This window comes from Rugosimonospora africana (assembly GCF_016862975.1).
GTDB classification, from domain to species: Bacteria; Actinomycetota; Actinomycetes; order Mycobacteriales; family Micromonosporaceae; genus Rugosimonospora; species Rugosimonospora africana.
In genome coordinates this window covers 14,952-27,014 of record NZ_BONZ01000048.1, presented here as the reverse complement: position 1 = coordinate 27,014, position 12,063 = coordinate 14,952, and the positions used below count along the sequence as shown (strand labels likewise).

Sequence of the window (12,063 nt, the reverse complement as noted above, 5' to 3'; positions counted from 1 at the left end):
CGTCCCGCCACGCCGCCTGATAGGAGTGTTCGGGTGGGACAACGATGGGTTCGGACGCGGCGGGCAACGGTGTACCTGTTCACCACGCTCGGTACCGCCGTGATGACGGTTCTCGTACTGCCGCTGCTGTGGCATCCGGCGCTGGCGGCGCCGTGGGCGCGGTGGCACCGAGACCGTGCCGCACGGCTGCGCGGGCAACCGGTGCGCTCGCATCCGATCCTGTGGCGGTGGTCACTGCGCTGGTTGCCCGCGCAGGTGGCAATCGGGCTGCCGGCCGGCGTTCTCGCGGTGCTCTGCGTGGGCAACCTGCTGACCGCCGTCGTGGTGATTCCGGCCTGGTGGATGTTTCCGGCGGGTGAACCGCCCCACCTGTTCAGCGAGGTCGCGGTGACCAGCTGGGGGACGGCGCTGGTCGTGGGTCTGGCGCAGCTGGCGTCGATGGCGGCGGTCGCCTACTGGGTGTTGCCGTTGCTGGCCGCTCTGCACGCCCGGGTCACGTTGGCGGCGTTGGCGCCGTCCGCGGCCGAGAAACTCACCGAACGGGTCGCGGTGCTGACCCGGACCCGGACCGGCGTGCTGGAGGCGCACGGCGCGGAACTGCGCCGGATCGAACGCGACCTGCACGACGGTACCCAGGCGCGGCTGGTGGCCATCGCGATGCGCTTGGCGGTGGCGCGGCAGGCTCTTCCCGACGGCGCGGGGGCGGTCGCGGATTTGCTGCGGGAAGCACACGAGGGTACGGAGGAGGCGATGACCGAGTTGCGTGAGGTGATCCGCACCATGTACCCGCCGATCCTGGCCGACCACGGACTGGCCGGCGCGCTGCGGATGGTCGCCGGCCGTGGCGGCATACCGGCCACAGTAGACCTGGGCGACCTGGGGCCGGTACCGGCCGCGGTGGAGGCGGTGGCGTACTTCGCGGTCACCGAAGCGCTCACCAACGTCGCCAAACACAGCCACGCGTCCGGCGCCACCGTCGCGGTCCGCCGCACCGGCGACCTGCTGTCCATCGAGGTCCGCGACGACGGGATCGGCGGCGCCGACGAACGACGCGGCACCGGCCTCACCGGGATCAACCGGCGGGTCCAGGCACTCGACGGAACCCTCACCGTCGCCAGCCCGATCGGCGGGCCGACCGAAATCCTCGTGGAGTTGCCGTGCGGGTAGTCATCGCCGAGGACAACGTGCTGCTGTCCAGCGGACTGGAACTGTTGTTGCGCAGCAAGGGACTTGAGGTCGTGGCGGTGGCGACCGACGCGCGGTCCTTTCTGGCCGCGGTCGACGCACACCACCCCGACGTCACCATCGTCGATGTCCGGCTGCCGCCCTCGTTTCGCGACGAGGGCATCCGCGCGGCGCTACAGGCTCGCCGCGACCATCCCGGGTTGCCGGTGCTGGTGCTTTCGCAGTACGTCGAGGTGGTGTACGCCGCAACGCTGCTCGCCGCCCCGAACGGGATCGGGTACCTGTTGAAGGATCGGGTCAGCCGGGTGGACGAGTTCGTCGACGCGCTGAATCGCGTCGCGTCCGGCGGCACCGCCCTCGATCCCGAGGTGGTCGCGCGGCTTCTGACTCACCGCAGCGACCCGGTGGCCGCACTCACCCGCCGTGAACGCGAAATCCTCGCGCTCATGGCCGAGGGACACGACAACACCACGATCGCGTCCCGGCTGGTCATCACCGACAACGCCGTCCACAAGCACATCGGCAACATCTTCAGCAAGCTCGGCCTCGCCCCCACGGACAGCGGACACCGCCGGGTGCTCGCCGTGTTGGCCTACCTCAATACCCAGAGTTGACGGCGCCGGTTGGAGGGCCAGCCGGGGCCGAAAGGCCGGGCCGGCCGCGGGGACCACCGAGTTGTTTCGATGACGAGCTGCGGAGTGTGTCCCGCGGTGTCTTCGGCTACCGCCGTTCCTTTCAACCGCAGCTGTTGAGGGTCGTCGTGGTGTTGATGTCCGGGTTCTTGCGCCAGGCCCGCCGCAGCGCGATGTCCGAGCTGTGCGGGCTGCCGGGATCCTCGCCCCCGACTGTGCTCTCGACGAAGTCGTAGCCGAGGTCGAGGTGGATGCCGTCGGGGTTGGTCAGGCCGGCGCTGCTGTACCACGTCTTGTCGGCTTCGGGGTGCGGGCCGACGACGCCGACCCGCCCCGAGCCGTACGTCGCGATGACGGCTGCGGCCGCACCCGTGGGATACGTGGCGATCACCGTGGCCGGCGCGTTGGCGCGAAGGGTGAAGGCCGGGCCGTCCTGGAAGTACATGTTGCGCAGCCGACCACGCCAGCGGACCTGAACGATGGTGTCGTCCTCGGTGCGCACGGTGGCGCCCGGGGTGCTGATGTATTCGTCGGTGTTGCCGGGTAGCAAGGCAAAGCCGGGTGTGGCGCCGGCAAGGTACGCCCCCAGGCAGAAGCCAAGATAGTGCCCGCCGCCGTGGACGAAGTTCCGGATGTCATCGGCGTGGCGACGCAGCTTGCGCCACGCGGAGTCCACCGTTCCGCCGCCGGGCTGGACGTAGACCGCGGCTTTGGCGAGCGTCTGCGGCGAGATCTCCAGGTCCTCGTTGGGGCCGCAGAACTCGGTGTGGAAGCCGTTCTCCATGTTCTCCAGGAGGGCGGCCACCGACTCTGAGCAACCGGAGCAGGAGGCCGGGCCACGGTAGATCAAAGCCAGTGGCCGATCCTGGGAGGTGAGAGCGTACCCGCCGATACCGAGCGCTGCCAGGATGCCGGCGGCGCCCGCGCCGATCAGAATGCGTCGTCGGTTCATGATCCCTGCCTCCTGGCTCGCCGGGCAATCTCCACTGTCATGAGGACGTGTCGGGCGGCTCTCGACGAGGCGGTCGGCGCGCGAGGCGTCGCCTGCCCGCCAAAGCTCGAAAGTCGCCTGGTTCTATGGTCTGGGCGCAATGCCTTCTCCGTCCTGCGGTTGAGCGGGCACGATGACCGCACGCGGTGCCCGGTGCGACCCCGCGGTCGCCCATCGTCGGGCGCGGTTGGCCAGCATGGTGACGAGCCCTTCCAGAGGGCCTCGGCCCGCGGTTGCCCGCCAGGCGAGCCCTATCAGCAGTACGGCCGCGACCTGTAAGAAATAGCCGGTGTGGGCGTCGTAGGTGTCGTAGTCGGAATTGATGAAGATGATGTGCGCGGTGTAAAGGGTCAACGTCATGCTGCCGGCGGCAGCCAGCGGCGCCTGCGCCATGGTGGTCAGCCGACGCAGGACGGGCCAGGTGAAATGGCCGATGAGCAGCATGATGCCGAGCAGGCCGATGGCGCTTCCGGCGGTACCCAGAAGGTCGAGCGGGGTACCGGTGTGCGGGGAGTCGACCGCGAGCCACCACCAGGACGAGGCGGGGACGGTGCCGTCACCACCGAGCCTGAGTACCTCGGTGGTCTCGGGTACCGTCAGCACGCTGTTCGGCTGGGCGGCCCAGATGTGCGCCAGGCCACCGTACCGATTCAGCAGCATCGACGACGCGACGGCCGCCCCGACGGCGAACCCGGCTCCGGTCCCGATCAGCAGAATGGCCACCCTCAACCTGGCCAGGTTCAGCCGCCCGATGACCAGGCCGACGCACAGGTAGGCCATCCACGACACCGCCGGGTACTCCCCCGTGATCGCGATTTCCGAAATCAGTCTGCCGGGGAAGTCAACGAGGTACCCGAACGAGTAGTTGTCGAGTTCCGGGACCGGTAAGTGTGGGATCAGCACGTGGGTGATCGCCGGCACTCCGGCCGCGGTGAGCGTGCCGACCACCGCGACCGTCCAGGTCGGCAGGAAGACCAGCGGGATCGCCAGTAGGAACATCAGCGCGTAGTAGGGAAGGATCACGACTGCCAGATCGCCGTCGGTGTAGCCCAGCGCCAACCCGATCGCGCCGATGACCAGCGCTCGGGTCATGAGCGTGAAGGCCGTGGCCCGGCCGGCGGAGCGGTCGACCCGTTTCCGACCGGTCATGAAGGCGATGCCGATCCCCGCCAGCACGGCGAACGCCGCGGCAGCCCTGCCGCCGAAGATCATGAACGGTATCGTCGGATGGCCTTGCGGATCGGATTCGTACAACGAATGCACCGCGATCATCCCGAGCAGCGCAACGCCTCGGGTGGCGTCCACCGCTACCAACCGCGCCCGTCCGCGCCAGGCGATGTTCGGTCCGGGCGGCACGCCGTTGATCGGCTGAACCGTGGCGACCTGTTGGAGCGTCGCCGGTGTCGTGGGCAGGCTCACGACGCCATCACCGTTTCGACCAGGTCGAGTCCGAGGTCGCCGGCGAGTCTGCCGGTGACGACCAACCCCGCATCGGTGTACCAGTCATCCGTGGCCTCGGGGTGCGGGCCGACGACACCGACCCGACCCGAACCAAACCCGGCGACCAGAGCGGCGACGGTGCCGTTGGGATAGGTGGCCATCACCGTCACATCGGCATCGGGACGGATACAGAAGTACGGGCCGTCCTGGAAAAACAACGTCCGCTGCCGCCCTCGCCAACACACCTCGACCAAGGCGTTGTCATCGGAGCCGACGGTCGCGCCGTCGGACGCGATGTAGCGATCGGTGTCCCCGGGCAGCAGCGCGAAGCCAGGGGTGGCACCGGCCAGGTAGCCGCCGAGGCAGAAACCCAAGTATCTTCCGCCGGAGCGGACGAACTCCCGGATCTCCGGGCGATTGCGACGCAGATGGTGGTAGGCGTGTTTCAGAGTGCCGCCGCCGGGCTGCACGTACAGCGCCACGCCGGCCAAGGCCCGGGCGGACAGCGGCACGTCCTCGTCCGGTCCGACGTAACGCACGTCGAACCCACACCTGCTGGACTTCAGCAGAGCCGCCACCGCCTCCGGACAGCCAGGCAACGACGCCGGACCCCGGTACACCAGCGCCACCGGCGACTGCGCCAGGTCGTGGCCGGGCTGCTGGGTCGGCCGGGCTCGCCTGCCAAGCCGCCAGATTCGCGCGTAGTTCGGGGACGACTCGTGGAGCCTCACGACAGCTTCCCGGTTGGGTTGTCGAGGGTCAGGGCGGTGCAGCGGACACCTCCGCCGCCCTTGGCGAGTTCGGTCGTATCCAGCTCGACCACCCGCAGGCCACGGGCGCGCAGCGCGGCGGCCAATCGCGGCGTGCCCCGCGTCATCGTCACCGTGGTGCCGTCGCTGATCAGATTGAGCGCGAACCGCTCGGCCTCCTCGACCGACACCTCAATCAACTCCAGCCCGAGCCCGCGAAGACCCCTGCGGCTGGGCTCGTCGAAGGCATCCGGGCAGTAGGCGAGGGTGCGTCCAACCTCCACGACCGCGAGCGCCAGGTCGAGGTCGTACCAGCGTGAGCTGACCGTGCGCAGCGGCACCACTTCGTACCCCAGCTCCCGGGCCAGCACCGCATGCATCCTTCGGTCGGTGCGCTGTCCGTAGCCGGCCAGCAACAGGTCCCCGCACGCCAACGCGTCCCCCTGTCCGCTGAACGGGTACGGCGCCTCGATGACCTCGAATCCGTGGCGGACCAGCCAGTCGTGGAAGTACGGCATCTCCGCCTTGCGTTCGGCCGGCGGATATCCCAGTACCGCCCGGCGACCGCGTACCACCGCGGCGTTGGCGGTGAAAACCATGTCCGGGCACTCCGAAGCCGAGCCGATGTATTGGACATGACGGCCGGCTGCACGGTGCGCCGCGACGAGCGCCCGGTGCTCGGTCACCGCCGCCGCCAGATCGGGTTGATCTTCCGTGTGCATGTAGGGGTTGATTTCGTAGTCGACCCGGAAATGGGCCGCATCACTAACCAGCAGTTCGAAATTCACTGCGCATATCACCTTTCAACGGGTTGTACCTGTGAAACTGAACGGATTCGCATCGGCGGCGCGTACGCGACGTGCCGAGGAGGGCATCAGGCGGCGATCTCCTCGGTGATGCCGTGGGTGGTCACCGCCTCGGCGGGGATGCCTCGCCACCGGCTGCCCGGGGTCAGCTGTTCGCCCTTCATCAGCAACGAGAGCGACCCCAGTGACACGTCCTCACCGACGATGGCGTCATAGAGCACGATCGCCCGAGTCCCGACGGTGGCACCGGTCCCGATGGTGACGACGGACATCTTCATCACCCGGTCTTCGAACAGATGGGTCTGCAGCGACACATCGGTGCCCACGACGGCGTCGTCGCCGATGTGCACCAGGTCGAACTCGGTGAGGTAGGTCGTCCCGATCCAGGTGCGCCGACCGATGCGGGCGCCGAACCAGCGCAGCACCGGCGGCAGAAACGGTGTGCCGACAAGCAGGCCAATCCCGGCCGGCACCGCGGCGGCCTCGTAGAGGCCGGTGACGAACTCGGTGCGGCGGACGAAGTTGCTCCACAGCGGTTCCACTCGCGGCCGGTAGGTGCCGATCATGTTGCGGGCGGTGGCGGCGCAGAACGCGATAACCGCGAGGCTGGCCGCGATGGCGATGAACGGCGAGACCAGCGCCGGCACGGGCAGGTCGCGTCCGTTGGCCAGGACGGACAGGGCAAGCAGGTAGAGGTAGATGCTGGCGCTCAACAACGAGGCGGGCAGGGTGGCTCGGAAGAATTCGATCCCCAGCCTCTGCGCGACCACCCTGCGCGGTGGGCGGAACGTCTGATCTTCTGAGTAGGAACCACTGCTCTGGCGTCGCGGCAGGAGCATCGCGGGTGAGCCCAGCCATGACGTGCCCTGGGTGACGCCATCGTCGGGTGGCAGGGTACTGACGCCGATCAGGGACCCGTCGCCCAGCACCGTGCCGGCGGGCACGAACGCGGCGTTGCCGACGAACGCCCGGCTGCCCACCTCGGTGGGCAGGAAGGCGACCCGGCCGTTGGCATAGGTCGCGGCGCCGACGCTGGCCATGTCTGCCACAAAGCTCTCGCTGCCCAGGGTGAGCAGATCCGGATCGAGGTGCGCGGCGGTGGAGACCTCGGCTCGCTGTCCCACCCGGGCGCCGAGCAGCCGCAGCCAGGGCCCGGTGTAGAGCGTGGCGTACAGCGAGTTGGTGAACATCAGGCTGAACTCGAGCAGCTTGTCCGCGATCCACTTGCGCAGACCGAGGCCGGAACGCGCCGGATAGATGCCGACCGGCACGTGCGGCAGCACGATTCGCTTGCCGGCGGCCACCATGACGCAGACGGTGATGACGTACACCGGACCGGCGGGCAGCGTGGCAAGCAGACCGGCGAGTACTCCCCAGCTCAGCAGCGCCCACCACACCAGCGCCACGCTGGGCACGATCGTCGCGATCGCGGTGATCTCCAACCCGACGAGGCCGAGCACCGCGGCGGCGATGTGGTGCACACGCCAGCCACGCATGTCGCGGGCACGCCCCAGCATGAGCTCCACCGTGGGCGCGAGCTTCTCGGCTGGATGAGGCGGCGACCCGGACCAGCGAGCGCCGATGGGGATGGACTCACCTGCGCCGAGAACGGACTGCTCGCCGAGCCCGGCTCTTTCGCCGATCGACGCGCCCGGCTCGACAACGGCGTTCGCCCCGACGAACGCGCCAGCTCCGACGGTGATCGGGGCGACGTGTACGCAGCCGTCCTCAACGTGCCAGGCGCGAAGCGAGACGCCGTAACCGATCGACGCGTCCGAGCCGATGGATATCAGTCTGGGCAAGCTGATCGCGCTGGTCGCGATCGTGGTGCGGCGACCCACGCGGGCGCCGAGCAGTCGCAGATAGGTCGCCATCAGCGGAGAACCGCTCAGCACCGGCAGCGGCCCGATGGCCAGCAGCAGATCGAGCGCCCATAGCCGGACGTAGGTCGGGCCCCACAGCCGATATCGGCCCGGTCGGATGCCGCAGGCCAACGGTCGGGTCAGCAGGACCGGTACCAACCACCGCACTCCGAGATAGCTGACCAGGATGGCGCCCATCAGCTGCAGGAGTACGTGGACCGACACGTGACCGTTGTTCTGGGTGTACACGTACGACACAGGCAGCGTGATCATCAACAGCAGCAGGTAGAGCACTGCCGCCTGGCCGGCTCCGGCACACGCGATCCGTCTGCTGGAATGGCGCAGCGGCGCCGGTCGGGGCGGCGCGGATTGGCCGCTCGGTCGCGTGGACGCGCCAAGGTGTGCCGCCAGACCGCGGATCGTGGGGTGGTCGTAGAGCTCGCGAAGCGCCGGGTTCACCCCGATGTTGCGGGCACGCAGCAGCGAAACGGCCCTCGCCGCGAGCAATGAATGCCCACCCAGCTCGGTAAAGAAGTTCGCCTCGACCGACAGCGACTCCGGCTCGACCCCGAACGCCTCCGCCCACGCCGCGCGTACCCGCACCTCGAGTTCGCTTTCGGCAGCCACGACCGGACCGTCGGCGCGGACCAGCCGGCGCCCTCTCGGAGCCGGCAAGAGCTTGCGGTCCACCTTCCCGCTGGCCATCATCGGCAGCGCGGCGACGACATCGAGGAAGGACGGCACCATGTAGCCCGGCAGGCTCTGTTGCAGTTGCTGGTACAGCCGCCGAGTCAGCGCCTCGTCCCCCTGCTCGCTGCCGTCGTGGCAATCTCCGCGCGGCGCGGACCTGACCAGATAGGCGGCCAGTTCACGCGGCGCGTCGGGAGTGGCGGACACGGGGACGAGCGCGGCCACCGCCTCGGACACGGCCTCGTCTTGCATCAGTACGCTCTCGATCTCGCCCAGGTCCACGCGGTGGCCCCGAATCTTGACCTCGGCGTCGGCCCGTCCCAGATACTCGATCTCACCGTCATCGGTGAGCCGGCCCAGGTCTCCGGTGCGATACAGCCGGCCCCCTGGTATCGACGCGGACGCGATGAACCTGTCCGCGGTCAGCTCGGGCCGGCCGACATACCCGCGCGCCACCCCCGGTCCCCCGATGCAGATCTCGCCGACCTCCCCGTCGGCGACTGGCCGCCGATGCTCGTCAAGCAGCACGATCGAGTAGGTTGGCAGGGGTCGACCGATGGTGACCGGACGCCCGGGCAACAGCTCGCACCAGGTCGCTGTGACCGTGCCCTCGGTCGGCCCGTACGTGTTGAGGATCCGGCGGGCGGGCCGGCTCCACCGCTCGACCAGTTGCCCCGGGCATGCTTCTCCGCCGACGAGCAGGTTGCGGATGCGCGGTAGGTCGCGGGGGATCGTCGCCAGCAACGTGGGCACGCAGTACAGGACCGTGATGGCCGCATCGTCCAGGAAATCCGCCAGCTCGGCACCGAGACGACGGGAGTCGGTCGGACCGGCCACCAGCGTTGCGCCGACAGACCAGGTCGGCCAGATTTCTTCGATCGAGAAGTCGAAGGCGATGGTCATCCCCTGGTACACCCGGTCGCTGGGGCGCACGTCGTAAACCGTCGGTACCACGTCGAGGAAATTGCAGATGCTGGACTGCGCCACCTCCACACCTTTCGGGCGACCACTCGACCCGGAGGTGTAGATCACGTAAGCCGCGGGGTCGTCTGGCTCACCCCGATCGAGGCCGAGTAACGGCCGGCTGGTCGGCGCCGCGGCCAGCTCGGCCTCGCACTGGTCGACGAGCAGGACCGGGCATTCCAGCCCGGAGGCACACTCGACGAACTGCGATGAGGTCAACAGCAGGTCGACATTGGCGTCGCCGGCGATGTAAGCGACCCGGTCCGATGGGGACTCGGGGTCGATCGGCACGAACGCGGCGCCGGCCTTGCCGATTCCCAACAGTGCCACATACGTCTCGATCGAACGCTGGAGCAGGATGGCCGCCCGCGCGCCGCCCGCGACTCCGAGACCGCGCAAGTGATGGGCCAAGCGATTGGCACGCTCGTCCAACTCCTGGTAGGTCAACGACATACCGCCGCATTCCAGCGCGATCGCCGACGGACTCCTGTCACACGCGGCCTCGAATACGTGCTGCAAACGCCTTGTATCGACTCCGCCACCATCGGGCCGCTCGTCGCCTTGCGCGTCGAGGGCAGGCGACCTCACGACGACGCCACCATCGCCGCGGCCGTTGCGGGAACTGCCCTGAGGCGGCGGTGGTGGCGCGATCCCGATGGGATGTGCCTGACTCACTAACCGATTCCTCTCTTTGCTACAGACTTGCGACTACCTCAGACGGCGTGCGGCGTCGACTGACGGTCCTATGTGGACCGGCTTCAGGAGTGTGTGTTCCCCGGTTGGCCCGGCGTGTCGGTGCTGGCGGCAAAGGGTCAGAGCGATCTGACCACCCTGCGAGTCCACCCATGACCTGGCCGCACGCGAGGCGATGCCTTTGACATTACTGTCGGGCGGCGACTGTGGAATCCGCCGTCTGCAGCAGATCGTCTACGCATTTTGCAGGACTGCGACCCCGCGGCGTATCCAACGCTCACCGCTGCGTCGAGCGGAACCCGTGCCGAAACGCCAGTGCTGTCAACTCGAGCGTGGTGTGCACGCCGGACTTGGCCAGCAGGTTCTGAATGTGGGTTCGCACCGTGTTGGTCGTCAGATGCAACCCGCGCGCGATCTGATCGCGGGTCATGCCGTTGACCAGGCACTGCAGGACTTCAGTTTCCCGTGGCGTCAAAGCCGCGAGGGCACCTGGGGTCTCGGGAGCACGGTGCACCAACGCGGTCAGCACCTGGCCGAGCACGTCCGGGGCAAACCATGCCTCGCCTCGGGCAACCCCACGAATGGCGCGTACCAAGTCATCTGGCCTGACCGTCTTCGACAGCCAGGCGCGCACCCCGCAGCGCACCGCGGCAACTATCGCAGTGGCCGGCTCCACCCCGCTGAGTATCACCACCCGGGTCTCCGGCGAGATCTCCCGAACGTGACCGGCCAGCGCTACGCCACTGACACCGGCCAAGGCGATGTCGAGCACCACCACACGAGGGCGATCGCGAGTGACCCTCGCGCGCACCTGCTCGGCGTCGTAAGCGATGCTGATGGGGTGCAAGTCCGCCTCGCGACCGAGCCTGACTTTGAGCGCTTCGGCAAAGATGGCGTGGTCGTCACCAAGCAGCACCGAGATGTTGGACGCCGCAGCCTGCTGGTGGGCGTGCGTCCAGACACCTCCCAGATCCGATGGTGCTTCCTGTCTCACCACGACGGACCCGCGCGCCTCGCGTAGAGGTCGAACGCGACCCGTGCGATGCCGGCGGCCAGCAAGCCACCATCGGCCAGAAGCCGCACGCTTCCCGTCGACCTGCGCGGGGAGCGGTCCGCTACGGCCGTGCGGAGAACATCCCTGGGAAGGTATGCGCTCGAACCTCGCAGCTCGCCGTGGGCAACGGCGCCGCAAGCTTTCCAGGTGAACATGGTGAAATCGGATCCGCCGAGCTGATACTTGCCTGCCGATCGCACGATCTCCGCATACGACGGACACTGCTTGATTCGCTCGGGGTCGATGCCGACACCGCTGGCGGCGGCGGCAAGATCTACGAAGTGATCGTCGATGGTCCCGGTCGGCGGGAAGCCGCGCGTCGCCCGCTGATGCTCTCGCCAGTCGGTTTGCAGTCGACGCAGGATGCGTTGTGCCGAGTCCTCGGGCTCCAGGAGCCAGACCGCCATCGACGCGTTCTCGATCGCCCCTCGCGCCAGCGCAAGGTGTCCGTGGACGTGTGCTGGAGTCTCCTGCGGGTCGTCGGCCGTCAGCCGAAGCACGGAGTCTCGAAGACAGTCGAGGTGACTGACTGCCGCGGTCGCGGCCGCCCAGATCGCGGGGCTGAGCTCGTAGGGCTTCGCGACGGCGTCATCGTCGGCGAGCTCGCTGCCCTCCCTGGTCCTCCACGCGTCGAGAAGGCCGCCGCTCGGGCTCAGCCACTCGTCCAGCACGCCCAGCTCCGCGCTCAGCGCCCGCAGATGGTGCCGCTCACCTGCGGTCGCGGCCTCGGACCAGATACCTGACAACAACGCGCACAGCCGTCGCGCGCGTGAACTCAACCGGTCGCGCAAGCTCGTCGCGAGGAATAGCTCCGACATTCTGACTTTTCTGGTTGGCGATCTTTTCCTTCACAACGAGCAGCCGCAACGCGTGTCACGGGCCTTGCGGGCTTCCCCCCAGAGTCGAGGACACCGACGCGGCAGGTACTGCAAATTGCGTAGGCGCTCTGCCGCAGACAGCGGATTCCGTAATCCCGGCTTGTCGGTAGCGTCCGTGCA

At 68.4% G+C, this 12,063-nt stretch carries 9 protein-coding genes; 2 read left to right on the top strand and 7 right to left on the bottom strand.

Features of this window, described 5'->3' with window-relative positions:
• Positions 1-33: 33 nt before the first annotated feature.
• Both Raf01_RS24940 and Raf01_RS24935 read left to right on the top strand, forming a co-directional pair.
• A complete protein-coding gene (locus Raf01_RS24940) occupies positions 34-1,167 on the top strand; it encodes a sensor histidine kinase (protein ID WP_239133885.1) in 1,134 nt (377 codons plus the stop codon).
• Positions 1,158-1,799, top strand: coding sequence for a response regulator (locus tag Raf01_RS24935; RefSeq protein ID WP_203920422.1), 642 nt, complete (start codon positions 1,158-1,160; stop codon positions 1,797-1,799). The genes Raf01_RS24940 and Raf01_RS24935 overlap by 10 nt, the downstream gene beginning before the upstream one ends.
• A 121-nt stretch (positions 1,800-1,920) precedes the next feature.
• Here the strand turns inward: Raf01_RS24935 and Raf01_RS24930 are convergent, their stop codons facing one another.
• From Raf01_RS24930 to Raf01_RS24900, 7 genes are all read right to left on the bottom strand, one after another.
• Complete coding sequence (locus tag Raf01_RS24930) at positions 1,921-2,769, bottom strand: BPL-N domain-containing protein (protein ID WP_203920421.1); 849 nt, start codon at positions 2,767-2,769, stop codon at positions 1,921-1,923.
• 123 nt (positions 2,770-2,892) lie between these two features.
• Positions 2,893-4,227, bottom strand: coding sequence for a heparan-alpha-glucosaminide N-acetyltransferase domain-containing protein (locus tag Raf01_RS24925; protein ID WP_203920420.1), 1,335 nt, complete (start codon positions 4,225-4,227; stop codon positions 2,893-2,895).
• Positions 4,224-4,979 (bottom strand): BPL-N domain-containing protein, encoded by a 756-nt coding sequence (locus tag Raf01_RS24920; RefSeq protein ID WP_239133884.1) that lies wholly within the window; start codon positions 4,977-4,979, stop codon positions 4,224-4,226. The genes Raf01_RS24925 and Raf01_RS24920 overlap by 4 nt, the downstream gene beginning before the upstream one ends.
• Positions 4,976-5,785: a dimethylarginine dimethylaminohydrolase family protein gene (locus Raf01_RS24915; RefSeq protein WP_203920419.1), complete on the bottom strand. Its 810-nt coding sequence runs from the start codon at positions 5,783-5,785 to the stop codon at positions 4,976-4,978. The genes Raf01_RS24920 and Raf01_RS24915 overlap by 4 nt, the downstream gene beginning before the upstream one ends.
• An 86-nt stretch (positions 5,786-5,871) precedes the next feature.
• Positions 5,872-9,906, bottom strand: coding sequence for a Pls/PosA family non-ribosomal peptide synthetase (locus tag Raf01_RS24910; protein WP_275413041.1), 4,035 nt, complete (start codon positions 9,904-9,906; stop codon positions 5,872-5,874).
• Positions 9,907-10,288: 382 nt separating this feature from the next.
• Positions 10,289-11,005, bottom strand: a complete 717-nt coding sequence (locus Raf01_RS24905) for a response regulator (RefSeq protein ID WP_203920418.1) — start codon at positions 11,003-11,005, stop codon at positions 10,289-10,291.
• Positions 11,002-11,883 (bottom strand): hypothetical protein, encoded by an 882-nt coding sequence (locus Raf01_RS24900; RefSeq protein WP_203920417.1) that lies wholly within the window; start codon positions 11,881-11,883, stop codon positions 11,002-11,004. Before Raf01_RS24900 ends, Raf01_RS24905 begins: the two co-directional genes overlap by 4 nt.
• Positions 11,884-12,063 lie beyond the last annotated feature (180 nt).